General features: G+C 70.6%; 21 protein-coding genes. 13 read left to right on the forward strand and 8 right to left on the reverse strand.

Going from position 1 to position 23756, the window contains the following annotated elements; all coding sequences use genetic code 11:
* Nucleotides 1–112: 112 nt before the first annotated feature.
* A complete protein-coding gene (locus tag AB0J88_RS29580) occupies nucleotides 113–1114 on the reverse strand; it encodes an SEC-C domain-containing protein (protein WP_364349765.1) in 1002 nt (333 codons plus the stop codon).
* A 357-nt stretch (nucleotides 1115–1471) separates the two neighbouring features.
* On the opposite strand from AB0J88_RS29580, the gene AB0J88_RS29585 reads away from it, so the two are divergent.
* Nucleotides 1472–2251, forward strand: coding sequence for an SAM-dependent methyltransferase (locus AB0J88_RS29585; RefSeq protein ID WP_364349762.1), 780 nt, complete (start codon nucleotides 1472–1474; stop codon nucleotides 2249–2251).
* 169 nt (nucleotides 2252–2420) lie between these two features.
* Nucleotides 2421–3851 (forward strand): DEAD/DEAH box helicase, encoded by a 1431-nt coding sequence (locus tag AB0J88_RS29590; protein ID WP_364349759.1) that lies wholly within the window; start codon nucleotides 2421–2423, stop codon nucleotides 3849–3851.
* Here the strand turns inward: AB0J88_RS29590 and AB0J88_RS29595 are convergent, their stop codons facing one another.
* A complete protein-coding gene (locus AB0J88_RS29595) occupies nucleotides 3852–4460 on the reverse strand; it encodes a TetR family transcriptional regulator (RefSeq protein WP_364349756.1) in 609 nt (202 codons plus the stop codon).
* A gap of 75 nt (nucleotides 4461–4535) precedes the next feature.
* On the opposite strand from AB0J88_RS29595, the gene AB0J88_RS29600 reads away from it, so the two are divergent.
* The 3 genes from AB0J88_RS29600 to AB0J88_RS29610 all read left to right on the forward strand — a co-directional run bounded on the left by AB0J88_RS29600 (nucleotide 4536) and on the right by AB0J88_RS29610 (nucleotide 9241).
* Nucleotides 4536–5636 carry an FAD-dependent oxidoreductase gene (locus AB0J88_RS29600; protein ID WP_364349753.1) on the forward strand — a complete coding sequence of 367 codons (1101 nt, stop codon included), beginning with the start codon at nucleotides 4536–4538 and terminating at the stop codon, nucleotides 5634–5636.
* Nucleotides 5637–5700: 64 nt separating this feature from the next.
* Complete coding sequence (locus AB0J88_RS29605; RefSeq protein WP_364349750.1) at nucleotides 5701–7719, forward strand: hypothetical protein; 2019 nt, start codon at nucleotides 5701–5703, stop codon at nucleotides 7717–7719.
* A gap of 1 nt (nucleotide 7720) precedes the next feature.
* Nucleotides 7721–9241: a hypothetical protein gene (locus tag AB0J88_RS29610; RefSeq protein WP_364349747.1), complete on the forward strand. Its 1521-nt coding sequence runs from the start codon at nucleotides 7721–7723 to the stop codon at nucleotides 9239–9241.
* 10 nt (nucleotides 9242–9251) lie between these two features.
* Here AB0J88_RS29610 and AB0J88_RS29615 read toward each other — a convergent pair whose 3' ends face one another.
* On the reverse strand, nucleotides 9252–10316 hold the full coding sequence (locus AB0J88_RS29615; RefSeq protein ID WP_364738065.1) for a S66 peptidase family protein: 1065 nt from the start codon (nucleotides 10314–10316) through the stop codon (nucleotides 9252–9254).
* Nucleotides 10317–10433: 117 nt separating this feature from the next.
* Here AB0J88_RS29615 and AB0J88_RS29620 point away from each other — a divergent pair, with 117 nt between their 5' ends.
* Nucleotides 10434–11816, forward strand: coding sequence for an MFS transporter (locus tag AB0J88_RS29620; RefSeq protein WP_364738076.1), 1383 nt, complete (start codon nucleotides 10434–10436; stop codon nucleotides 11814–11816).
* Nucleotides 11813–12742 (forward strand): sigma-70 family RNA polymerase sigma factor, encoded by a 930-nt coding sequence (locus tag AB0J88_RS29625; RefSeq protein WP_364349738.1) that lies wholly within the window; start codon nucleotides 11813–11815, stop codon nucleotides 12740–12742. Before AB0J88_RS29620 ends, AB0J88_RS29625 begins: the two co-directional genes overlap by 4 nt.
* A 9-nt stretch (nucleotides 12743–12751) precedes the next feature.
* On the opposite strand, the gene AB0J88_RS29630 is transcribed toward AB0J88_RS29625, so the two are convergent.
* Genes AB0J88_RS29630 through AB0J88_RS29640 form a run of 3 tightly spaced genes read right to left on the reverse strand, consistent with a single transcriptional unit; the run spans nucleotide 12752 to nucleotide 14360 of the window.
* Nucleotides 12752–13108: a VOC family protein gene (locus AB0J88_RS29630; RefSeq protein WP_090786554.1), complete on the reverse strand. Its 357-nt coding sequence runs from the start codon at nucleotides 13106–13108 to the stop codon at nucleotides 12752–12754.
* Nucleotides 13109–13138: 30 nt separating this feature from the next.
* Nucleotides 13139–13870, reverse strand: a complete 732-nt coding sequence (locus AB0J88_RS29635; RefSeq protein WP_364349735.1) for a dienelactone hydrolase family protein — start codon at nucleotides 13868–13870, stop codon at nucleotides 13139–13141.
* 4 nt (nucleotides 13871–13874) lie between these two features.
* Nucleotides 13875–14360 (reverse strand): MarR family transcriptional regulator, encoded by a 486-nt coding sequence (locus AB0J88_RS29640; protein WP_364349732.1) that lies wholly within the window; start codon nucleotides 14358–14360, stop codon nucleotides 13875–13877.
* Between the two features lie 101 nt (nucleotides 14361–14461).
* On the opposite strand from AB0J88_RS29640, the gene AB0J88_RS29645 reads away from it, so the two are divergent.
* Together AB0J88_RS29645 and AB0J88_RS29650 are read left to right on the forward strand one after the other, a co-directional pair.
* Nucleotides 14462–15028, forward strand: coding sequence for an NAD(P)H-dependent oxidoreductase (locus tag AB0J88_RS29645; protein ID WP_364349729.1), 567 nt, complete (start codon nucleotides 14462–14464; stop codon nucleotides 15026–15028).
* A 170-nt stretch (nucleotides 15029–15198) separates the two neighbouring features.
* Nucleotides 15199–15558, forward strand: a complete 360-nt coding sequence (locus AB0J88_RS29650) for an STAS domain-containing protein (protein ID WP_364349727.1) — start codon at nucleotides 15199–15201, stop codon at nucleotides 15556–15558.
* On the opposite strand, the gene AB0J88_RS29655 is transcribed toward AB0J88_RS29650, so the two are convergent.
* Nucleotides 15555–16817, reverse strand: a complete 1263-nt coding sequence (locus AB0J88_RS29655) for an MFS transporter (protein ID WP_364350966.1) — start codon at nucleotides 16815–16817, stop codon at nucleotides 15555–15557. The two genes, AB0J88_RS29650 and AB0J88_RS29655, sit on opposite strands and share 4 nt — an antisense overlap.
* 89 nt (nucleotides 16818–16906) lie before the next feature.
* Here AB0J88_RS29655 and AB0J88_RS29660 point away from each other — a divergent pair, with 89 nt between their 5' ends.
* From AB0J88_RS29660 to AB0J88_RS29670, 3 genes are read left to right on the forward strand one after another with little or no spacing between them, the layout of a single operon-like run.
* Nucleotides 16907–17575 (forward strand): FadR/GntR family transcriptional regulator, encoded by a 669-nt coding sequence (locus AB0J88_RS29660; protein ID WP_364349724.1) that lies wholly within the window; start codon nucleotides 16907–16909, stop codon nucleotides 17573–17575.
* A gap of 8 nt (nucleotides 17576–17583) precedes the next feature.
* On the forward strand, nucleotides 17584–18039 hold the full coding sequence (gene mscL, locus AB0J88_RS29665; RefSeq protein WP_364349721.1) for a large conductance mechanosensitive channel protein MscL: 456 nt from the start codon (nucleotides 17584–17586) through the stop codon (nucleotides 18037–18039).
* A gap of 28 nt (nucleotides 18040–18067) precedes the next feature.
* A complete protein-coding gene (locus AB0J88_RS29670; RefSeq protein ID WP_364349718.1) occupies nucleotides 18068–18298 on the forward strand; it encodes a hypothetical protein in 231 nt (76 codons plus the stop codon).
* On the opposite strand, the gene AB0J88_RS29675 is transcribed toward AB0J88_RS29670, so the two are convergent.
* Nucleotides 18299–19231: an SCO2521 family protein gene (locus AB0J88_RS29675; RefSeq protein WP_364349715.1), complete on the reverse strand. Its 933-nt coding sequence runs from the start codon at nucleotides 19229–19231 to the stop codon at nucleotides 18299–18301.
* Nucleotides 19232–19415: 184 nt separating this feature from the next.
* Between AB0J88_RS29675 and AB0J88_RS29680 the strand changes: the two genes are divergently transcribed.
* Entirely contained in the window at nucleotides 19416–23753 is a 4338-nt protein-coding gene (locus AB0J88_RS29680; RefSeq protein WP_364349712.1) for a HEAT repeat domain-containing protein, read from the forward strand.
* The last annotated feature ends 3 nt before the right edge of the window (nucleotides 23754–23756 follow it).

Raw genomic sequence — 23756 nt, forward strand, 5'->3', positions numbered from 1 at the left:
GGCCAGACAGCTGTCCACCACATGAGGCGATGATGGCAACGGGGTACGACATTCTTCGATGCTGACCATCGCCAACGTTGTGGGGCGCGCCAAGCACCCCAAACGTGGCGAGTCAGCGCGACCTGGGCAGGCAGTCCTTCTTGTACTTCAGGCCCGAGCCACACCAGCAGGCCTCGTTGCGCGCCGGCGGCCATGCGATGTGCGCCCCCGGCTGGGCGGCCAGCTCCGTCGCGTACCGGCTGCGGATCTCCGCGTCCGTCGGCTCCCCGCCGTGCTGTCGGGCGAACCCGGCCAGACCGTCTGCCGACGCCCGCAGCACCGAAAGACCCGCTCCACCCGCGTCCGCCTGGCGCACCAGGTGCTTCTCCAGCCGAGCCCGATGCGCGTCCCAGTCCGGCCCGTAGACCTCGACCAGCTCGGGAGACAGCCGGTCGAACTCCGACTGCGGGAAGAAGACCAGGTCCGCCTCCGCTGACTGCGGCTCGGCGGCCCGGCGGGTCAGCTGCGCCTCCAGCCGGTCCGCGAGGTCGTCCCGCTTGTCGTGCGCCATGTTGAGGTCACGACGTACCCGGTGTCGCTGCTGCAACACGAAGAACAGCACCCCCGGCGCTTCCGGGGACGAGAGGGAGGACGGCTCCCCACGAGCGGCGATCAGCGACTCCGCCGCCGCGCTCAGCCACTCCTCGGCCAACGCCGTGCGACCGCCGGCCTCCAGCGCCGCACTGACGTACGCCGGCGCGTCCGGCTGCTCGGTCAGCAGCGGGCGCAACTCGGTCACCGCGGCCAACGCCTCGTCGTCGCGGCCCCCGACCCGGAACAGGATGCGGGCGCGCAGCGCGGTGGCGAACCCAGCGGCGGCGGCGTCAGACGAAGACGAAGATGAGGCCGCGACAGCCCGGTCCGCGTACGACAACGCCGCGTCCAGCCGGGCCCGCACCTCGGCGATCTCCGCCGCCAGGGTCAGCGCGAAGCCGGCATCCTCGGGCTCCGCCAGCCGACCTTCCTCGACCGCCAGCGCCAGGTCCGCGGCCACGCCTAGCGGATCGGCCGTCCCCAACGCCGTCCGGCGGAGTTCTTCCAGGTCAGCACTCGTGAGCACGTCTCTTGTCAGCACAACTTCACGGTACGTCGGTCGCGGGCCACAAAACCCGCGGATCACCTGTTACGCGCGCCTCACGAGTCGACCCACGTTCCGATGCGGTCTCCCACGTGCCACGCGCCGGCAACCGGCGAGCGATGCGGCGCAACGCGTAGCTGGCGGACCACCTACTTGAGCCGCTCGGCGTCGTCGGCGTGCGAAATCGACCACCGCGCGCCAGAGCCGACTTCGACCCGCACCTGTCGTGGATGGAGTTGTGGCTGCGCCTGTCAGAGGACTAGCTCTCCGCCGATCACGCCAACTAGTCTTCGCGAAGGCGCGTGTCTCTCGACAATGTGGAGGTCTCAGGTGTCCGGTCCGGACAGTCAATCGGTGGCCGAGCTCGACACCGGCATCCCGCACTCCGCCCGGCTCTGGAACTACTGGCTGGGCGGCAAGGACAACTTCGCCGCGGACCGGGCGGTGGCCGACCAGATCCTGGCGATGGTCCCGGAGATGGTCGGGTCGGCCCGCGCCGACCGGGCGTTCCTCGGCCGAGCCGTGCGCTACCTGGCCGGCACCGAGAACATCCGCCAATTCCTGGACGTCGGCACCGGCATCCCGACCGCCGACAACACCCACGAGGTCGCGCAGCGGACGGCGCCGAGCAGCCGGATCGTCTATGTCGACAACGACCCGATGGTGCTGACCCACGCCCGCGCGCTGCTGACCAGCCACCCCGAGGGTGCCACGGACTACCTCGACGCGGACCTCCGTGATCCCGGGGCGATCATCGAAGGCGCGAGGCGGACGCTCGACTTCGACCAGCCGATCGCCGTGATGATGCTCGGCATCCTCAACTTCGTGCCAGACGACGCCGAAGCGGCGGACCTGGTCCGGCGGCTGGTCGCGCCGCTCCCGGCCGGCAGCTTCGTGACGCTCTCCCACCCGACGACCGAGGTCAACGGGCCGGTGATGACCGAGGCGCTGAAGCTGTGGAACGAGGGTCCCGCGGCCAAGATGGTGCTGCGCAGCGCTGAGCAGGTGGCCGCGCTGTTCGGCGACCTGGAAATGGTCGAGCCGGGGGTGGTGAGCTGCTCGCAGTGGCGCCCTGACCAGGGCGCCGCGGCGGAGGAGGTTCCGCACTACGGAGGGGTGGGACGCAAGCGCTAGGGGGCTCCCGTGGCCTGCTACCAGAACGCCGACGCCGAAGATCGGGTAGATTGGGTGTAGACGGCCCCCGACGGCTCTGCCGCGGAGGCCGTGATATGCGTCCGGTCAGCGGCGCGCAGGCCCACGGTCCGCGCCGAACCGCGCGCCCCCTTGACGTTCGGAGAACCACATGGCGGCTAGCCGCCCGCAAGACCTGCGAAGCTCTACCCCCTCGTTCGCCGACCTCGGGCTCTCGGCCGCGCTCATCGCGCCGCTGGCCCGGGTCGGCGTCACCGCACCGTTCCCCATCCAGGCCGTCACGCTGCCCGACTCGCTCGCCGGCCGGGATGTGCTCGGCCGCGGTCGCACAGGTTCCGGCAAGACGTACGCGTTCGTCCTCCCGCTGCTGAACCGGCTCGCCCGCGAGACCAGGCCGCGCCGCCCCGGCCGGCCGCGGGCGTTGATCCTGGCTCCGACCCGCGAGCTCGCGACCCAGATCGAGGCGACTCTCGTGCCGCTGGCCCGGGCGCTTTCCCTGCGTACCGTGACGATCTTCGGCGGCGTCGGCGCGGGTCCGCAGATCACCGCCCTGCGCAACGGTGTCGACATCGTCGTGGCCTGCCCGGGTCGCCTCGACGACCACGTCCGCAACGGGCACGCGCGGCTCGACGCGATCGAGATCACCGTGCTCGACGAGGCCGACCACATGGCCGACCTCGGCTTCCTGCCGGTGGTCAAGCGGTTGCTCGACCAGACGCCGCGCGGCGGTCAGCGCCTGCTGTTCTCGGCGACGCTGGACGCCGCCGTCGACGGCCTGGTCCGGCGATACCTGGACAATCCGGTCACGCACAGCGTCGACTCGGCGAAGTCCCCGGTCCGGAAGATGGCGCACCACGTGCTGCACGTCCGGCAGGACGAGCGGCTGGCGGTGTTGACGGATCTGACCTCGGCTCCCGGCCGCACGCTGGTGTTCACGCGTACGAAGCGCGGCGCCAAGGCGCTGACCCGCCGGCTCGTCGCCGGTGGCGTGCCGGCCGTCGAGCTGCACGGCGACCTCGCCCAGGGCGCGCGTACCCGGAATCTCAACGCCTTCACCGAGGGCAGCGTGCGGACGCTGGTCGCCACCGACATCGCGGCCCGCGGCATCCACGTGGACGACGTCACGCTGGTCATCCACGCGGACCCGCCGGTGGAGCACAAGGCGTACCTGCACCGCTCCGGTCGTACGGCGCGCGCCGGCGCCTCGGGCATGGTGATCACTCTGATGACCGACAGCCAGGTCGACGACGTACGCAACCTGACGCGGGAAGCCGGCATCCGGCCCAAGACGACCCGGTTGAGCCCTGGTGACCCGTTCCTGGCGGAGTTGGCCCCGGGCGAGCGTACGTTCGTCAGCCCGCCGCCGGCTCCCGAGCGGGATGCGGTGCCACGGCAGCGGGGCCGGGGCTCCGGCCGCCGGTCGCCCCAGCCGGCCCGGGACGCCCAGCCCGCACGTGCCGCCCGGACCGCACAGCCCGCGCGAACGGGGACGGGCCAGCCGGCGCGGACGGCCCAGCCGGCCGCCGGCTCCCGGAGCAACGCCGCCACCTTCTCCAGCCGCAGCCGGGTCGGTCGCCGCTGATCACCGCCCTGCGCCCGTGGACCACGGGCGCAGGGCGACGTCCGTCGCCCGCTGCACCGCAGCCCGCACCGCCGCCGGGTCGTCGAGCCGATCGACGTCGGCGAGCAACACCTGCAAGGCGGCCGTGACCGCACCGACGAAGGCACCGGTCAAGGCGGCCGCCCCGACCTCGTCGAGCTGGTCCGGGAACGCGGCCGCGAGGTGCCGCGCGATCTCGCCCTGCGCGTCGGTCTGGATCTGCAGCGCGCGGCCGCGTACCGCCGGAATCTCCCGTATGTAGCGCAACCGCAGTGCCGCCAGCCGGCCGGACAGGTCGTCGCTGTCGTCGCCGACCCGGCGCAGTGCCCGCAGCAGGACGTCGGCCGGCCCCTCCTGCGGCCCCCGGTCGGCGATGGCCTCGACGGCCGCCCGCACGCGTGCGTCGCTCTCCGGAAACAGCAGCTCCTCCTTGCTGGGGAAGTAGCTGAAGAACGTGCGGGTGCCGATCTCCGCCGCGGCCGCGATATCGGCGATCGTCGTCTCGTCGTAGCCGTCGCGCTCGAACAGGGTGGTGGCCGCCTCGACCAGGGCCTGACGGGTGCGGGCGCGCTTGCGGTCACGAAGGGACATGGACGCACCTTATCGCACCAACTGCTAATCGGCATGCATTGCAAATATGCACTGAGTGCAGTTAACGTCGAGAGCATGACCTCCGTGCTGATCTCGGGTGCCGGTGTCGCCGGACCCACCCTCGCCTACTGGCTGGCTCGCCGTGGCTTCACCGTCACCGTCGTGGAGCGCGGCGCCGGCCCGCGGTCCAGCGGCAACCCCGTCGACGTGCGCGGCCCCGGCTGGGCCGTCGCCAAGGAGATGGGTGTCGTGCCAAGGCTGCGCGCGTCCGCGACCCAGGCCACCGCGATGCGACTCGTCGACACCGCCGGCCGGTCCGTGGCGCGCGTGCCGATGCCCGCCACCCGCGGCGACGAGGTCGAGCTGCCCCGCGGCGACCTGGCCTCGGTGCTGTTCGACGCCGCGCGCGACGACGCCGAGTTCGTCTGGGACGACACCATCACGGCACTCACGCAGGACGCCGGCGGCGTCGACGTCACCTTCGAGCACGCCGCCGCGCGCCGGTTCGACTTCGTGGTCGGCGCCGACGGTCTGCATTCGACAGTGCGCCGGCTGGCCTTCGGCCCCGAGCAAGCGTTCGTCCGCCACCTCGGCCTCCATGTCGCGACGCTGGCCCTCGGCACGGACGAGGGCACCGACGTGCTGTTGCACAACACTCCGGGCCGGCTCGTCTCGATCCATCCGGCTCGCGGTGCGGCCCTCGCCGCGTTCATCTTCCGGTCCGCACCCGTGCCCGGCTTCGACCACCGCGACCAGAGCCAACACACGAAGATCGTCACCATGGCGTACGCGGACGCGGGTTGGCGGGTTCCGGAGTTGCTGGACCGGCTCGTGGCGGCCGACGACCTCTATTTCGACGCGGTGAGCGAGGTCCGGCTCGACTCCTGGTCCCGCGGCCGGGTCGCGCTGCTCGGCGACGCGGCGTCGTGCGTCTCGCTGTTCGGCGACGGCTCCTCCCTGGCCATGGCGGGTGCGTTCACGCTGGCGGCAGCGCTGGCCGCGGACCCGGCGCACGGCTTCGCGGCGTACGAGTCGGCGCACCGCACGCTGGTCGCGCCGAAGCAGCGTCGGGTCGGCCGCGCCGCCGGCCTGCTGGTGCCCAGGACCCGGCTCGGCCTCGCCACCCGCGACCTGGCCGCCCGCGGCGTGTCCGCTTTTCGACAGCGGGCGGCTTGATCGGTAGCCGTCACTGTCGCCGTCGCATAGGTTGGCGACAGACGCACCGGAGGCGAGGCCAGCCATGCGAGTCGCGGGGAGACCGGATTCGGCCGATCCCTTTCGCGACCTGCGTGCGCTGATCGAGACGCTTCCGGTGCCGTCGGCGCCGTCCACGTACACGCAGCGCGAGGCGGCCCTCGGTCTCGCGCTGATGGACCTGTCGCTGCGCCTCGAGCACGTACCGCGGGTGGCCGAGCATCTGACCCTGATCGACCGTGGCCATATGACCCGCTCGGTCAGCGTCGACGTCGACCTCGCGGCGATCGCCGGTGCACAACGCCGCCGCATCACCACCGGATCGTCGCTGTGGATTCCCGTGTCGCGTTACAGCCGTAGTGACCTGGCGCCGGTGGTGGTCAAGGACTCGACCGGCGCGGTGGTGCCCAGGTTCACGCACCGCGACTCCAACCGGGTCACCGCGGCCGCGTTCGTGCGGCTGCTGTCGATGCTGATCGACGCGCACCGCGACGTGACCGCGCGGGACACGGTCGTACACAAGCTCCGGCACACCCACCAGCGGTCCCGCTGGCTCATCGAGGCCGCGATCGCCGAGCTCGTCACCGCGGGTTCGCTGCCGGAGACGGGGATCCGCACGCCGCTGGACTATGCCCTGCTGCCGCCCGAGCCCGGCGTGCCCGGACGCGAGGTGGACGCTCGGGCCGTGCGTGACCTGGCGCTGGCCGGGCTCGACGAGGTGTGGTCGGCCGACGCCCGGTTGCCGTTCGCGCATCTGCTCCGGTTGGCGTGCAGCCAGTACATGCTGGTCGTGCTGCTCGACGCCGCCCACCCGCGCCGGTTCCTGACGTGGGACGCGCCGCTGCTGCCGGGCCGGCGCCCGCGCGCCCCGGTGCAACGGCTGGTGCAGAGCCTGCTGCCGGTCAACCGCGAGTTCGTGGTCGAGTACGAGACCGCGATTCCACGGTCCGTCGGGGCGTACCACCTCACGGTCGAGGTCAACGAGGAGGTCAGCGTCCGGCGGTTCGTGCTGTCCAGCGACGTCGACGACGACTTCGTGCAGACGCTGACGCAGGACGTGGAGATGCTGGCCGAGGCCGGGGCTCAAGAGCCGCACCGGAAGCTGCTCGAGCTCGAGCTCCAGGGCATCGCCTCCCGGCTGGCGGAGCTCGGCCGGCGGCGGTTGGGCGACCTGACCAGCTACCGGCGTTACATCGCCGCGCGGCACCGGTCTGCCGCTCCTGGTGCCGCCGCGCTGACCAGTGACCAGGTGATCGCCGCTCTGGGCCGGGGCGACTGTTCCGTGCCGGTCCTGGCCGCGTTCGCCGCCCACTATTCCGCGGACAGCATGCGTCATCTCGCCCGTGGCCCACTCGCCGGCTCGGCGCTGCCCGCACTGGCCGCCGGGATCCGTGACTATCAGCTCGGACACGACATCACCACCGACAACGACCCGCGCGAGAACGGCGCGCACGCGCACTGGCGGCGCCCCTCGCTCGATCTCAGCCCACATTCGACAGCGCCGGTGCGCGCCGTCGCCTACCTGTCGCTGGCGGACGAGGCACCAGCTCTGATCGAGGCCATCACCCGGATGGTGGTCGGTCTCGCGTTCGTCGTGCTGGGCATCGGCACCCTGCTGACCGGCGGTCCACAGTGGCTCTATTCCGGCGCGATCGTGCCCAACTCCGTGCCGGCGCAGGCGGACGCGGTCGTCGCGGTGCTGTTGCTCGTGCCGGGCTTGCTGATCGCCCGGTTGGACCTGCCCAGCACCCATTCGGTGCTCGGCCAGCTGCGGCAGTTCCAGCGAACGATCGCGTACGGGTCGGTAGCGGTGACCACGGGGCTGGCGATCGCGGTCGGTGCGGTGCACACGGACCACGCGATCACCCGCGCCTTCCAGGCGGGCGCGGCGGTGCTGGGCGTCATCCTGGTGTGCTGCCTGCTGGAGTTCCTGTCGCGTCGGGCGCGCCGTCGCATTCCCGTGCCCCGGTCGGACCGGCTCCCACGCTGGCTCAGGGCAACGGCTCCTCGACCCCGCCGGGCGTACGCCCCGGACGCGGTCTTCGACGCACGGGGTGAGGTGTGACATGGCGCTGCGCACGTCCCGCTCGGCGGAACTGGCCCGAATAGCCGCCGAAGCGGCCGCGACGGACGCGTCCTCGGTGCGGCTTCGCCTGCTCCACGGACCGTCCGGCGCGGGTTTCTCAGGACTGATCAAACCGTTCCCGGACTTCGACCCGCCGCTGCACGAACAGGCCCAGTGGCCCAGCGACTTCTGGACGTTCTCGGTCGCGGGCCTGTCGATGTCGGTCTGCTCCTGGCCGGCGGCGGCGACGGTGTTCAGCGCACCGTTCGACGTCGGTGCGCCCCGCCTGACCGACCAACCGGACACCTATGCGTACGACGGCTTCTCGGTGCCGAACCCTGGCTTCCTGAACGAGCCGAACCGGCGGATCGACGCCCTGCTCACCCTCAACAGCACGCACTGGTCACCGTCCTACCGCGACTGCCTGGTCACGGGGGTGGTGTTGACCCGAATGTGCGCGCTCGCGGTCGGGCAAGGCCCGATCGTGCACCTCCACACGCCGGTGTCACCGTTCATCGACCAACAGATCTCGGCTCGGGGCGACGGCTCGCTGGAGCGGCTGCGGGACGCGGTGGGCCCGTGCGTACGGGTCTCGGTGTCGGTCAACCCCCAGGACCCGACGGCGCGGCTGGCGTTCGAACAGGGTCTGGTGGCGCTGGCGGAGGAGTTCGGCCTGGGGCTGAAGCTGAACGACCGCCGCTTCAACCGGGTGCCGGGCGAGTGGTTCACGATCCGTGGGTTCGACCGGGAGCGCTACCGCCAGGTGAGGGCGCGCCTGTTCCCGGAAACACCGATGCACCTGCCCAAACACGCCGTGATCGCAAGTGTGATGGGGCCGGCCCGCCTGGGCATGGCCGCGGACGTGATCGCCCGCCTGAGCGCGAACGGCGTAGGGGTCCTGGCGGCCGCGGTCTCGTCGGTGCGAAAGATCGGCTTCGTCAACGTGGTCCTACCGCTCTCCGAGGGCGCCGACCTGGCGGCGCCGGCATGGTCGGGCGAGTGGGACGACGGGCTGAAGCTGATCGCCGAGCGCTGCCGGACCTTTGACGCCGTTGGTGCGGATCATGGTGATACCGCTTCTTACAAGGTGGCGCTGAGCCCACCGATGGCGTGCTCTTATCCGCGGTCGAGCCGCCGAACCGGCGCGTCGGTGACTGGCCGGGTGCCGTATCCACTGTGGCTTAGGTGGGACGTGCCCAACCGGACGGTCGGGTCGCCGTTGCTGCTGTCGATGGTGGAGCAGAACCTGGCGGCATACGCCTCGCAGACGGAGGTCGCCTATGCCCAGGCCCGAGTCGGCCGCGGCGACATGGTGCGGGGCCGGGCGAAGCTGGTGGTGCTGCTGGCCGAGCCGCCGAGAGACGTCGCGGACGCACAGGCTCTGCTGAACGAGGTGGCGGAGCGGGTGCAGGAGCGGACGCTGGAGCAGTTGTCGGACGGGCGGTTGGTCGGCCCCGGGCAGGTGCGGCTGAGGCTTTCCCCGAGGGAGCGGTGGCTCACCTACGCGGGCATCTCGGCGTAGGCGCGTCCGGCTAGGTCAGTGTCTGGGTCAGTTCGCTGCGGGTCGGGGTGTGCACGACTCGGCCGCGTGCTCCGTTGACGATGGGCATGAACGGCGGGACGTGTCCGCACTCGACATCGGCGATGATCGGGACGTTCAGGGGACCGAGCGCGTCGAGGACGGCCTGGTGCTGGGTGAGTGAGCTGCCGTCAGGTGCCGAGGTGCGGCCGACGAGGACCGCGTTCGCGCTGTCGAAGAAGCCGGCCAGACGCATCCCGTGCAGGTTTCTGCAGATGGTGAAGGCGTCGTCGCCGGCCGCTTCGACGTAGACGAGGAGCCCGTCCGGTGCCTCGGCTCGTGCGAACGCGGCGACGTCCAGGTAGCCCGTGCCGGTGAGGTTGCAGAGTGTCTCGATGCAGCCTCCGATGAGGCGCCCTTCGACCTCCACGTCCCCGTCGGCGTCGAGCCTGGTCCACCTGCCGGCGGCGTCGAGCGTGTACTCGCGTACCTCTGGCTGCGTGCGGTAGTTGTCCCAGCCGGTGCTCCGGTGGCGGTTGGGAGGGCTCTGCGTGAACGAGTGCCCGTGCGGAGCGGTGACGATGTCGAGCCACGACAGCAGTCCCTCGGGCGCGCGGTAGGGCGTGTCCATGAGGTTGTTGCCGTGCACGGTCGCCGTGCCCGTCAGGAGGGTGAGGGGCGTGATGATGGTCGACATGTCGGAGAACCCGACGAGCCAGGTCGGCTCAGCGTCGCGCAGCCGGTCCCAGTCGAGCAGAGGCAGCAGGTCGATCGCCGTCTCACCACCCCAAGGCGGCACTACCGCCTTGATGTCAGGATCCGTGAGCATCGACATCAACTCGCTGGCGCGGTCGGCCGCGGGAGCGCTGACATGACCGGCCCCGTCCATGCAGTCGCCGACAACTACCTCAAATCCCCGATCCCGCACATCCTGAACGGCGACGTCGAGGCGCCCCCGGAGATCTTCGTTGACTCCGCTCGACGGAGAAGTGACGCCGACGCGGTCACCGCGACGCAGGGGATTCGGATACCGAACTGACACGCGCAGGATTCTGGCACGACCGTCCAGCCCTCCCACAGCGGGTTCTCGCTCGTCGCGATTAGTTCGGACCTCCGCCGTTGTCAGTACCTGTGACAGCGAACTTCGTGGAGGATCCTCGTGAGTAAGGAACGGACGACGATCGAGCAGCGCTGGGTGCTGGGCCTGACCTCGATCGGCTCGTTGATCGTGGCGCTCGACGTCTTGGTGGTGGCGGCGGCGCTGACCACCATCAGGCAGGATCTCGACGCCTCGATCGAACAGCTCGAATGGACAGTGAACGCGTACAGCCTCAGCTTCGCGATGTTGCTGATGACCGCGGCGGCGATCGGTGACCGATGGGGCCGGCGGCGGACGTTCGCGGGCGGCCTCGCTCTCTTCTCTGTCGCTTCGGTGGCGTGCGCGTTGGCGGGCTCGGCGCCGTGGCTGATCGCCGCGCGCGCTTTTCAGGGCATCGGTGCCGCCGTCGTGATGCCACTCGCGATGGGCCTGCTCGGGGCCGCCTTCCCGCCGGCGCGGCGCGGTTGGGCGATCGGCATCTTCAGCGGTCTGACGGGCCTTGCCGTGCTGGGCGGGCCGATGATCGGCGGGGCCGTGACGGAGGGCCTGAGCTGGCAGTGGATCTTCTGGATCAACGTGCCGGTCGGAGCGGTCGCCATCCCGCTCGTACTCCGCAAGATCCCCGAGAGCTGGGGACCGGTTCGTGGCGTTGACATTCGCGGCGCTGCCCTGATCACCCTCGCCGTGTTGGGCATCGTCTGGGGCGTCGTCCGGGGCGAGGGCGCCGGTTGGGGCAGCATCGAGGTGATCGGCTCGTTCCTGCTCGGCGCGCTGCTGTTGCTGGCGTTCTTGGCCTGGGAGCGGCGTTCACCGCAGCCGATGGTGCCACTGTCCTACTTCCGCAATCGGGCTTTTTCGTCCGGCAATGCGGCCGGTTTCTTCCTCACCGCCGCACTCTTCGGCGCGGTGTTCTTCCTCGCGCAGTTCATGCAAGCCGCCTTCGGCTCGGGACCGCTGAAGGCCGGGCTACAGCTTCTGCCGTGGACGGCGACGCTGTTTGTGGTGGCGCCGCTCGCCGGCCGATTGGTCGACCGGATCGGCGAACGCCCGCTCGTCGTGACGGGGCTGGCGCTGCAGGCGGTCGGCATGTTCTGGATCAGCCAGGTCACCAACGACGCGGTCCGGTACGCCGAACTGGTGCTGCCGCTGATCGTGGCCGGTTGTGGCGTCTCCATGGCGATGCCGGCGGCCCAGAGCGCCAGTATCGGAGCACTGCCCCGCGAAGCCGTCGGAATCGCTTCCGGCATCTACGCCATGATGCGGCAGCTCGGTGGAGTCGTCGGGGTCGCCGTCCTGGCCGCGGTGTTCGCGGCCGCGGGGGGTTACGCGTCCTTCACGACAGGATTCACCCGCGCGCTGTTCTGCTGCGGAGTACTTTCGGTGCTCGGTTCGCTTTCCGGACTCGGCATCGCCGGACGGCGTCGTCGTGACCCGGGGGATCGGGATACCCCGCAGGAGCGGGTCGAGGAGTTGGTGTGAACCTGGAGGACGAGTTCGCGCGGTGCCGAGCTGAGCTGGTCGCGCACTGCTACCGGATGCTCGGCTCGCTGCATGACGCCGAAGACGCGGTACAGGAGACCTATCTCCGTGCATGGCGGGGGTTCGCGGAGTTCGAGCAGCGCGCGTCGGTGCGGACCTGGCTCTACCGGATCGCCACGCGGGTGTGCCTGAACGCGTTGCAGCACAGCAGCCGCCGGATGGTGCCGTCGGCGTTGGGTGCACCTGGCACCGATCCCGCCAACCTGGAAGCGCGCGCGCCGGAGGCGACCTGGCTGGAGCCGTTCCCGGATCCGGCCCTGGTCGTGGGGACCCGGCAGAGTCTGCGGCTGGCGATGGTCGCCGCGCTGCAGCACCTGCCGTCGCGGCAGCGCGCGGTGCTGATCCTGCGGGACGTCCTCGCGTGGCAGGCGTCCGAGGTGGCGGAACTGCTCGAAACGACGACAGTAGCGGTGAACAGTTCGCTCCAGCGGGCGCGTGCGGAGATCGCCAGGCTGGCCCCGGCCGAAGACCAGTTCAGCGAACCAGACGAACCGGCACGCCGTGCGCTGCTGGACCAGTACTCCAAAGCCTTCGAGACAGCGGACCTCGTCGCTTTGAAGGGCCTGCTGACCGAAGACACCCGATGGGAGATGCCTCCGATTCCGACCTGGTTCGACGGTCGGGAGTCCGTGGTGCGCCTGCTCGCGGCAAAGCTGCTGCCTGGGAAGGGCAGGCGTCTTGTGGTGGAGACGTCCGCCAACGGGCAGCCAGCGCTGGCGTGTTACACGCGTGGAGCGGACGGCGCGTTCCACGCGCACACGCTGCAGGTGCTGACCCTGACGAGGGCGGGCGTCTCGGCGGTCATGGCATTCCACCGCGGCGACCTGTTCCCCGGCTTCGGACTGCCGATCGACCTGAAGCCGTAGAGACCGGTGTCAGGTGGTTGGGGTCGCCACGCAGAACTCGTTGCCCGCTGGGTCGGCGAGGACCGTCCAGCCGAAGCCCTGCGGCATCTTCTGGCGGTCCACCACCGTGGCGCCCAGATCCAGGAGGCGGTCGATCTCGGCGGCCGGGTCGCCGTCGCTGCTCCAGTCCAGGTGCACCCGGTTCTTCACCGTTTTGGGTTCCGGGACTCGTTGGAAGCCCAGACACAAGCCCGGGGTCTCGCCCAGGATCAGGAAGTCGTTCTCGTGGCGCCAGGACTCTCTCAGGCCGGTGGCCGCCGCCCAGAAGCTGGCCAGCGTTGCCGGGTCGGCACAGTCGAAGGTCACCATGCGGGTTTGCAGCGCCATGGTCTTAAACTTAGTCCGGCTTTGTCCCGGTCACGATGACTTTTCTGCTATGAAGGCCAGCATCTGCCGCCAGGCGTCCGCTACCTCTTCCTGGTTCTGGCCGAAGGCGCGATCGAAGAAGCTGTGGCCTGCGTTCGGGTAGACCGTCATCCGCACATCCACCCCGTGGGCACGGACTCGGTCGGCGAACTGTTCCACCTCCGCCACCGGGGTGAAGTCCTGGCCCGCCGCCAGGATCTGCAGCGGCGTCGTGATCTCGTCCGCTACGTCCGCGACCCGTGACGGCACTCCGTAGAAGCCGATCGAGCCCCGCAGGTCGTCACCCGCCGCCGCCTGGCGCCAGGACATCGCTCCGCCGAAGCAGAAGCCCACCGTGAACAGCGTCGTCGCGCCCTCGGCACGCAGCCAGGCGGCGGCCGTCGAGGCATCCGTGCGTACGCTCGAGAACTGCAGCGCGTCGACGTGCTCCCGATAGCCGAAGTCCTCGCCGCGGTCGCCGCGGCCCGCGGTGCGGCCGAAGTAGTCGAACGCCAGCGCCGACAGGCCGGCCGCCGCGAAGCTCTCCGCCAGTTCTTTGTAGAAGACGTGCAGGCCGCGTACGTCCGGGAAGATCACGATGCCTCGGCCCGTCGGCGAAGCCGGGTGTGCGAAGTAGCCGTCGAACTCCGTGCCGTCGGGAGAGCTCAGCACCACCGGGCCGTGCGCGCCGATCGGACCAGGGTTGGGTGGCTGCGGCGGGCGGGCCTCGTCTCCGTAACACATGTGGTCATGGTGCCACCACGGGTGTGGACCCTGGACAGCCGACCTTGTCGAGTGCCCGGTTGAGCGCGTCCAGGTCGAAGCCGGCGAAATGGTCCGTGATCCGCCGCCGGGTCGAGCGCAGGTGCGTCGGGTACGCCGCTTCGAGCCGGGCCAGCCCCTCCGGCGTCAGCACCGCGTGCCAGCCCCGGCCGTCGGCGTCACAGCGGATGCGTCGGACGAAGCCCTCCGACTCCAGGCGCGCGACCGCGCGGGTCATGCCGCTGAGTGAGAGGTCACAGGCCGTAGCCAACTCGTTCATCCGCAGGCGCCGGTCGGGCGCCTCGGACAGGTGCATGAGCGTGCTGTATTCGGTGAGCGAGATGCCGGCGTCCTGCCGCAGGTCATGGTCCATGAGCTTGGGCAACACAGTCATCACCCGCGCCAGGGAGCGCACGAGAGTCTCCTCGTCGGCACTCAGGGGCTCGATCGCGGGCGCTGTGACGGGACGCATACGACCACTTTACTTGCTCGCGCAAGGAACTGCTCGTATGTTTGCTTGACGAAGCAAGGACTTATCCAGAGAGTCCTTCTCTTGAGCAGGGACAGCACATCGTGACCAAGATCGGAATCATCCTCGGCAGCACCCGCCCGGGCCGCAACGGCGAGGCCGTCGCCAAGTGGGTGTACGAGCACGCGAGCAAGCGCAGCGACGCCGAGTTCGAGCTCGTCGACCTGCTCGACTACAAGCTCCCGCACCTCGACGAGATCGGGCTGCCGAGCATGGGCAACTACCAGCAGCCGCACACGCTGGCCTGGGCCGAGAAGATCGCCTCGTTCGACGGTTTCGTGATGGTGACCCCCGAGTACAACCACTCCACCTCCGGCGCCCTCAAGAACGCGATCGACTTCCTGTTCGCGGAGTGGAACAACAAGGCCGTCGGCTTCGTCAGCTACGGCTCCGTCGGTGGCGCCCGCGCCGTCGAGAACCTGCGACTCGTCGCCGGTGAGCTCAAGCTGGCCGACGTACGTTCGCAGGTCATGCTGTCGCTCTTCCACGACTTCGAGAACTTCAGCGTGTTCAAGCCGGGCGAGCACCAGGCCGACGCGCTCCACACGACCCTGGACCAGGTCGTCGAGTGGAGCCGGGCGCTCGCTCCGCTGCGTGGCAAGGCCGCCTGACCGGCACCCTGCACGCAGCTGGGCCCGGGGGCCTGCCGACGGACAGCACAGCCACGGCAGGCCTCCGGGCCTTTCGCCGTCCAAGCGCCACCAAGCACACGCGGCGGTGACCAACCGTGCTCTTCGCCCGCCGGGTGGAGTACCGTTCCCCCGGACACAGGAGGTCGGGCATGTCACTGACGGTGGGCACGGATCAGCGCGGCGACGTAGTCGTGGTGTCGGTGGGTGGCGAGCTGGACATGGCGACCGCGCCCCAGCTCCAGGACCAGATCACCGATCTGCTCGACCGCGGCCTGGCCCGCCTGGTCTTCGACCTGACCGAGGTGTCGTTCTGCGACTCCACCGGGCTGTCCGTCTTCGTACGCGCGAAGAACAGCACCGACGACGCGGGCGGCGTGGTCCGGCTGGCCGCACCACAGCGTGGCGTGCGCCGGATTCTCGAGGTCAGTGGCCTGGTCGAGGTGCTGCACACCTACCCGACCGTCGACGACGCCGTCGCCGCCGACGCGGCCGAAGCCGCCGCGGGCTAAGCAGCCTCGCGCAGCGGCTCCGCCAGCGGCCCGGTCTCGGCCAGAACAGCCGCGGGCGTGGGCTCGACCGCCTCGACCGGTCCGTTCGCACCGGGTGCGTGCGCCTCGTCCTCGACGAACGTCGGCCGGCTGATCAGCACACCCGCTGTCGCCTGCACCAGCAACGCCACCCCGAGCACCCCGAGCGGTGCGACCCAGCCACCGGTGGCCTCGTAGAGGATGCCGACCAGCAGCGGCCCGAGCGCCGCCAGCACGTAGCCGACGCTCTGCGCGAACGCCGAGAGCGCGACCGTTCCCTCCGGCGTGCGGGCACGCAGACCGATCACCACCAGGCTCACGGGAAACACCGTCTGCCCGATGCCCAGAAGGGTGACCCAGAGCACCGCGCCGGCATGGGGAGCCACGGCCAGGCCGATGTACGAGATCGCGGACAGCGAGGTGAGCGTCAGCAGCACGGGTGCCAGCCGCCGCACCCGACCGGCCAGCGCCGGCATCAGCAGCGCGGCCGGCAGGGCGAACAGGGTGACGCCGGCGAGCAGCAGGCCGGCCGTCGACGGGGTGAAGCCGGAGTCCCGGAAGAGCTGCGCCAGCCAGCCCATGGTGGCGTACCCGGCGATCGACTGCATGCCGAAGAACACCGCCATCGACCAGCCGATCCGGGTGCGCCACGGCTGGACCTTGGCGCCCGGGTGGTGGCCGGGTCGCCGGACCGCCTGCTGACGGCGCCGCAGTGCGGCCGGCAGCCAGGGGAGGATCGCGATCGCGGCGAGCAGCGCCCACACCCCGAGCCCGGCTCGCCAGGAGCCGAACGCGTGGGCGATCGGCACGGCGGTCGCGGAGGCGGCGGCGGCACCGGTCGACATCGAGACCGTGTACGCGCCGGTGACCAGCCCTGGACGGCCCGGGAAGCTCTGCTTGACCATCATCGGCAGCAGCACGTTGGCGACCGCGATGCCGGCCAGCGCCAGTGCGCTGAACCCGATGAACGCGGCCGGTGCGTCGCTGAGCACCCGCAGCAGTTGGCCGAGGGCCAGCACGCCCATCGCGGCGACCAGGAGCCGCGCCGGCGCCACCCGCCGGACCAGCCACGGTGTCGTGGCGCCGAAGACGGCGAACGCGAGCGTCGGGATCGTGGTCACCACGCCGGCCAGCGCACCGGATAGGTGCAGGCCGTCGCGCACCTCGTCGAGGAGCGCGCCGAGGGACGTGACCACCGCGCGGAGGTTGACCGCGACGATCACGATGCCGACCAGCACCATGACGAGTTGGCGGCGTTGGACGGCTGGGGTGGTGTCGGCGGTACTCACGACGACCAGCCTAGAATCATGGGACGATTTATGGTGGGGTGATGTTACGCATGACACTGTCGCGGTCGACCCTGGTGCAGCAGGTGATCTCTGCCCTCAGCGAGCAGATCCGGGCCGGCGAGTGGCCGGTCGGCACCAAGATCCCGACCGAGCCGCGGCTGGTGGAGATGCTCGGCGTCGGGCGCAACACGGTGCGCGAGGCGGTCAAGGCGTTGACCCACGCCGGCGTGTTGGAGGGCGTGCAGGGCTCGGGCACCTACGTGCGGTCGACCGACGAGCTCACCGGCGTCGTGGCCCGCAAGTTCGGCGGTGCCGATCCGGACCACACCATCGAGGTTCGGCGGGCCCTCGAGGTCGAGGCGGCCCGGTTGGCGGCGCTGCGGCGTACCCCCGAAGATCTTGATCGGCTCGACGCGGCGCTGGTGGCGCGCGACGCGGCCTGGGAGACCGGCGACGTCGAGGTCTTCGTCGAGGCCGACGCCGATCTGCACGTCGCCGTGGTGGCCGCGGCGCACAACCCGATGCTGGCCGAGCTGTACGCGTCGGTCGGTGCGGCCGTGCGCGCCTCGGTCGCCGTCGCGGTTGGACCGTCGATGCGGGCCGGCGCCCATATCGATCATGGTCGACTGGTTGCTGCTATCCGTGACGGCGATGCCGACCGTGCGGCACACGAGGCGGGCAAGTTCCTGGAGGCTCCCGCGCGGGAATAGGGTGAGCCATGCTTAAGGGCTTCAAAGACTTCATCATGCGCGGAAACGTGGTCGACCTGGCGGTCGGCGTGGTGATCGGCGCGGCGTTCACCGGCGTGGTCACCCAGTTCACCAAGTCGTTCCTGGAACCCCTGCTCAAGCTCATCGGATCAGGGGCGAATCGGGTCGGCGGGCATTGGAAGATCAGCCACAACAACTACATGGAGTGGGGCGCGTTCATCAACGTGCTCATCACCTTCCTGTTGACCGCCGCCGCCCTCTACTTCCTCGTGATCTACCCCATGAACCGGCTGGCCGAGCGTCGCCGTCGCGGTGAGGAGCCCCCGCCCTCCGCGCCCAGCGAAGAGGTCAAGCTGCTCACCGAGATCCGTGACGCCCTGGTCGCCGGCGGACGCGTGCCCGGCCAGTACCGCTCGGCCCTCGACCAGACCCTCGGGCGAGAGAATCCCCCTACCCCGCGATAGTCGAACGTATGTTCGATACTCTCCCACCATGGAGCAGCGAAAACACTGGTGGAACGGGAAGTGGGGACGCGCCGCACGGCGTGACGTCTACCTTCGGATCGACGGCGATACATGGCACGTCGAGCAGCGGGCGGGCGGTGCCGAAGGCGTGTCCCACTTCTACGAGTTCGGCAGCGAGGAGGACGCGTACGACCGCGTCCACGCCCTCCTCGTCGGCCCGTTCGAGTGGCGCGAGCTGTCTGCCCGCCGACCGGAGTAGCTAGGCCGTTGCTGACTCGAGCAGGGCGAGGGTGCCGAGCGTCATCTGGTCGCGGATCCGGCTGACGGAGGCCTCCCATTGGCGGGTGAAGCCGGGCCGGCGTTCCAGTGAGTGCCAGACCGGCAGCACCGCCTCGTCGACCCGGGCCGCCGGCATCCACAGGTGCAGCAGGGTGTCGATCGCCGGGCGCAGCCGAGCGATCCGCTGCGCCCGGGTGCCCGGCCCGGTGAGGCTCGACTCCATCAGGGCCAGCAGCGTGGTGAGCAGCCAGTCGTGCAGCGCGAGGTCTTCGCAGAGGTCGACGATCGCGCCGATGTGCTCGCGGGGCACCACGAGCTCGAGCACCCGCAGCGTCGGCGTCGCGACCCGGAAGGTGCCGGTCGCCTCCGCCCCGGGCTCGTCGGTCGGTGTCACCATCCAGCGCATGTGGGTGCGCTGCGTGCGAAACGGCGGGTGCCGGTCGAGCCGGGTCGAGCGCTGCACCGCGTCGAGCGTCCGCCCGCTGATCGCACCCAGGTCGAGGGTGCCCATGGGCTGGCCGGTGCCGGCGAAGCCGCGGGCGATGTCGTCGCCTTGGGACTTGCCGATCGCCTCGATCGTGCCCGGCCTGGTCAGGTAGTGCGACCAGGAGAGCCGTCGGTTGGCGGTGCTCTTGACCACGACCGCGTGACCGGAGCCCTGCGCCACGTGCCCACCGGTGATCGTCGCGCGCGAGACCACTGTGCCGACGCCGCGGATGACCTTGCCCGAGCCCGCCGGTAGCCGGCAGTCCACACTGGTCAACAGGTTCGGTGAGACGGCGTACGCCATCGGCCGCTCCGAGCGGCGCACCTGCTCACCGACCAGCAGGTTGAGCACCTCGGCCGTGGCGTCCCAGGGCAGCGAGGTCGAGTTCTGCAGAAGTCCGGTGTGGACCTCGCCAAACGTGAGCATGTCCATCTCCGTGCGCCGAACGATAGCGGCTGAATCACATCCCATGGTCAGCCCGCTAGGCAAGGGTGCCGCGCGGAATGCCACCCAGACGATACTTTGATCGGTCCCGATGCCCGGGAACCCGAAGGTTGCCAGATGTTGGTACGGTAACGGCGCGTGTCGCTCGCGTAATCGAGGAGCCGCGTTGACCAAGGTCTACGTCTCAGCAACGTTCCGTGATCTCGAAGAGTGCCGGTCCGCTGTCAAGCTGGCACTCCGCAGGTTGCGGGTCGAAGACGTGGCCATGGAGTCCTATGTGGCCGAAGATCGACGTCCGGTCGAGCGCTGCCTCGAAGACGTCGCCGAGTGCGACCTTTATGTCGGCATCTTCGCCTGGCGCTACGGCTTCGTGCCACCGGGCTACGACCGGTCGATCACCGAGCTCGAATACCGCCAGGCCGAGGCGATGGGCAAGCCCTGCCTGATCTTCCTGCTCGACGAGGAAGCACCGTGGCCACGGGTCCACATCGACCGGGGCAGCGAGGCCGAGCAGATCGAGGCCCTGCGCAGCGAGCTCGTGGTGCGGCACATGTGCAGCACGTTCACCGGCCCGGGCGACCTGGCCGCGCTGGTCACCGCCGCCGTCGCCAACTGCCTGGCCGACATCGGCCGCCCGACCGGCCCGCTCCAGTCGCTGAGCGCCGACACGCTCAAGCGCTACTACGACCGCCTCCATCAGCAGTACGGCGGCCTCGACCTGGACGCGCTGACGCCGCCCCAGCGCGACGAATACCTCCAGATGCGGCTGACCTCGGTGTTCATCGAGCAGTCGGTGCGCGAGGACCCGCCGCCGGTCGAACTGCCGCGCGAGTGGTGGCAGCGCATGCAATACGAAGGCCACCTCGAGACCGAGGACGTGCCCGACGAGGTCGACCCCGACGAGCTCGCGCTGCTGCACAAGGCCTACCGGGCCAAGCCGCTGCGCCGGCTGTTCGACATCGTCGCCGCGCCCGACAACCAGGCGATCGTGCTGCTCGGCGACCCCGGCTCGGGCAAGTCGACGGCGGCCCGCTACATCGCCCTCGCGCTGTCCCAGAACGGCACACCCGTCGAAGACCGGCTCGGCCCGCTCGACGGGCACCTGCCGCTGTTCATCGAGCTGCGCTCCTACGTCGCGCTGTTCGCCGAGGGCAAGTGCAGCAACTTCGTCGACTACCTCGACCACCGCGCCGGCCTCGACGGTCTGGGCCTGGAACGCGCGGCGTTGCTGCGCTACCTGACCGGCGGTGGCCCGGCCGTGGTCATCTTCGACGGGCTCGACGAGATCTTCGACAAGCGGCGCCGGGAAGCGGTGGCCAACCAGATCGCCGCCTTCGCCGGCGAGTTCCCACACGTGCGGGTGATCGTCACCTCGCGCATCATCGGGTACGCCCGGCGCGTGCTGAGCGAGCTCGGCTTCGCCCACTTCACCCTGCAGGATCTCGACGACAACCAGATCACCGAGTTCCTGGCCAGCTGGTACGACCTGGCGATGCACGACCGCCCCGGCGACTCGTCGGCCCGGCGAGCCAGGCTGCTCGCGGCGATGCGGCACTCACCGTCGATCCGCGAGCTGGCCGGCAACCCGATGCTGCTGACCATCCTGGCGATCATCGGCAAGCACCAGGCGCTGCCCCGCGAGCGGTGGAAGCTGTTCGACCACGCGGCCACCGTGCTGGTCGAGCACTGGGACATCAACCGCCACCTCCAGGACCAATACGAAAGCCCGGGCTTCATCGACGCCGAGGACAAGAAGGAGCTGCTGCGCCGCCTGGCTTACAAGGTGCAGAGCGGTGAGCGGGGTCTGGCGGCCAACTATGTCGGCGCCGAGGACCTGAGCGAGGTCTTCGAGGAATACCTGGCCGAGCGTTACCAGAAGGACCCGGCCGAGGCGCGCGCGATCGCCCGCTCGATGATCAACCAGTTCCGCGAGCGGAACTTCATCCTGAGCCGCTACGGCCCGCACCTCTACGGCTTCGTGCACCGCACGTTCCTCGAGTTCTTCTGCGCCGAGGCGGTCGTCGGCAAGTTCAAGCACGACCAGCAGTGGCCGTTCAGCCGGCTCAAGGACCTGTTCGTCGAGCACTGGGCCGACCCGTCCTGGCGCGAGGTGCTCCGGCTGGTCGCCGGCGCCCTCCACGAGCGACACACGGCGCAGTTGATCTCGTTGCTGGCGACCAACGTCAACCACCCGTGGCCGGCCGGTGCCTTCGCCCAGCCGCCGTGGAACCTGGCGCTGGCCGCGCAGTGCCTGGCAGAGGTGCGCAACCCGCACACGACCGTGTCCGTTCCCGCCCAGGACCTGCTGCGCCGGATCATCCTGCTGATCGAGCACTGCGTCTCGATCGACGACCGCGACACGATGGCACTGATCGAGACCGAGATCCTGCCGGCGGCCCGAACGATCGGCGCCACCTGGCCCGGCGGCCAGATCTACCTAACCTGGTACAGGCGCCGCGGCGTGCGGCTGATCTGGAGCTCCGTGTCGGCCTACGCCGCTCAGCTCGCGGCGATCCTGGCGCCACCGTCGGAGCACATCGAAGACCTGTTCAGCACGGTGCTCAGCGCGATCGACGACCGGTGGGCGTCGTACGCGGCCGTCGCCGGCCTCGCCGAGCTCGCGCAGGTGGCCGGCACCGCGGCCAACCGCACCGCCTACCAGCTGGCCCTGACCCGGGCCGGCGAGGAGCTGATCCGCCGCGCTCGTGACGACGCCTACGCCGGCGTGCGGCTGGCCGCCGTCGAGGCGCTCGGCGAGCGGTTCGGCACCGACGCCCGGGTGCGCGACGTGCTGCTGGAGCGGGCCACCGTCGACGGCTACGCCGCGGTCCGGTTGGCCGCCGTGCGGGCGCTGGGCGAGCGGTTCCGTGACGAGTCGGCCGTCCGCCGCCTACTACTTGACCGCACCCGCCGCGACGGCAACGCGGGTGTGCGCCGCACCGCCGTGCAGATGATGGAGCGGCTGCCGTACGACGACACGGTCCGCTCGGCGCTGGTCGACCGGGTGCGCACCGACCGCGACGCCGAGGTGGTGGCCGTCGCCGCGCGGGCGCTCAACGACTGGGGCCTCGGCTACGAGCACCTGCGCGAGGTGCTGATCGAGCGGATCCGCGCCGAGCCCGACGGGGTGGTCCGCCGCGCCTCGGTGCGCGTACTCGCCGATCGGCTCGGCTCTGGTCAGCCCGTCCAGAGCCTGCTGACCGCGCTGCTGCACGACGACCGCGACGCCGGCGTGCTCAGCAGTGCGGCGAAGACGCTGGTCGAGCGCTTCGACGCGGCCGAGACGGTGAAGAGCCTCCTGATCGAGCGCACCGGCCGCGATCCCGACGAGATCGTCCGCCGGGCCGCCGTGCAGATCCTCCGGGAGCACTTCCGTGCCGACGCCGAGGTGCACAGCGCGCTGGTCGAGTGCGCCCGCCGGGACCGTTCGGCCGAGGTGCGGCTGGTCTCCATCCGGGCGCTGACCGCGGCGCTGCCCGGGTTCGCGCCGGCGACCATCGCCCTGGCCAAGATCGCGCACTCGGACACCGACGCCGCTGTCCGGCTGGCCGCCACCGAGGCGCTGGTGAAGAAGATCGGGCTCGACGCGACGGTCTGCTCCGTGCTGTCCCGGCTGGTCGGCGCGGACCCTGACGCGACCGTACGGCGCGCCGCCGTCGAGGCCCTGGCCGAGCGCTGTGGCGGCGACACCCAGGTCCGGCGGGAGCTGCTCGACCGGGCGCGGCAGGACGCGCACGCCGAGGTGCGGGGTGCCGCCGTCCGGGCGCTGGCGCGGCACGCCGCCGCCGACCCCGACGTCATCGCGCTGCTGCTCGAGCGCACCCGGGAGGACCCCGACGGCCAGGTCTTCGCGGCGGCCGCCAAGATGGCCGACGACGGCACGCGCGCACTGATCACGGCGCGGGTCCAGTCGGACGCCAACCCGCGGGTCCGCGAGGCGGCCGCGCACGCGCTCCAGCCCTATGCGGCCGAGCCGGAGGTGCGGGAGATCCTGCTCGACCGGGTCCGCCGCGACCCCGACGCGCTGGTGGTCACCGAGGCCGCCGTCGCGCTGGTCGCCGCGGGCATCGACGACGAGCACCGCGACCTGCTGGCGCTGCGGGCGACCGGCGACGACGAGACGGTGCGCGCCGCGGCGTTGCGGGCGCTCGGCGAGTCGTTCGGCGGCGACCCGGCGATCCGCGAGCTGCTGATCGACGCCGTCCGCCGGGACAGCGACCTACGGGTACGCCGCGAGGCGCTGCGGGTTTTGGGCGAGCGGCTCTACGCGCACGAAGAGGTGCGCCAGATCCTGGTCGACATGGTGCGCGACGGTGACTGGTCGATCCGCGAGGCGTCGGTGCGGGCGCTGTGCGAGCGGTTCGGCAGCGACACCGAGATCCGGCGGCTGCTCGTGACGCTCGCCAGCACCGACGACGACCGCAACTTCCGCCGGCTCGCGGGGCAGGCACTGAGCTGGCTGCCCGGCGCCGACCCCGAACACCTGCCCGACATCGGCGATTAGGAG

The organism is Asanoa sp. NPDC049475, from assembly GCF_040676915.1.
In the GTDB taxonomy this organism is placed as follows: Bacteria; Actinomycetota; Actinomycetes; order Mycobacteriales; family Micromonosporaceae; genus Asanoa.

Coding starts and splice junctions, on each gene's coding strand:
- AB0J88_RS29590 (WP_364349759.1), top strand. CDS start 2,421: ATGGCGGCTAGCCGCCCGCAAGACCTGCGAAGCTCTACCCCCTCGTTC.
- AB0J88_RS29595 (WP_364349756.1), bottom strand. CDS start 4,460: ATGTCCCTTCGTGACCGCAAGCGCGCCCGCACCCGTCAGGCCCTGGTC.
- AB0J88_RS29600 (WP_364349753.1), top strand. CDS start 4,536: ATGACCTCCGTGCTGATCTCGGGTGCCGGTGTCGCCGGACCCACCCTC.
- AB0J88_RS29605 (WP_364349750.1), top strand. CDS start 5,701: ATGCGAGTCGCGGGGAGACCGGATTCGGCCGATCCCTTTCGCGACCTG.
- AB0J88_RS29610 (WP_364349747.1), top strand. CDS start 7,721: ATGGCGCTGCGCACGTCCCGCTCGGCGGAACTGGCCCGAATAGCCGCC.
- AB0J88_RS29630 (WP_090786554.1), bottom strand. CDS start 13,108: ATGGCGCTGCAAACCCGCATGGTGACCTTCGACTGTGCCGACCCGGCA.
- AB0J88_RS29635 (WP_364349735.1), bottom strand. CDS start 13,870: ATGTGTTACGGAGACGAGGCCCGCCCGCCGCAGCCACCCAACCCTGGT.
- AB0J88_RS29640 (WP_364349732.1), bottom strand. CDS start 14,360: ATGCGTCCCGTCACAGCGCCCGCGATCGAGCCCCTGAGTGCCGACGAG.
- AB0J88_RS29650 (WP_364349727.1), top strand. CDS start 15,199: ATGTCACTGACGGTGGGCACGGATCAGCGCGGCGACGTAGTCGTGGTG.
- AB0J88_RS29655 (WP_364350966.1), bottom strand. CDS start 16,817: ATGGTGCTGGTCGGCATCGTGATCGTCGCGGTCAACCTCCGCGCGGTG.
- AB0J88_RS29660 (WP_364349724.1), top strand. CDS start 16,907: ATGTTACGCATGACACTGTCGCGGTCGACCCTGGTGCAGCAGGTGATC.
- mscL (WP_364349721.1), top strand. CDS start 17,584: ATGCTTAAGGGCTTCAAAGACTTCATCATGCGCGGAAACGTGGTCGAC.
- AB0J88_RS29670 (WP_364349718.1), top strand. CDS start 18,068: ATGGAGCAGCGAAAACACTGGTGGAACGGGAAGTGGGGACGCGCCGCA.
- AB0J88_RS29675 (WP_364349715.1), bottom strand. CDS start 19,231: ATGCTCACGTTTGGCGAGGTCCACACCGGACTTCTGCAGAACTCGACC.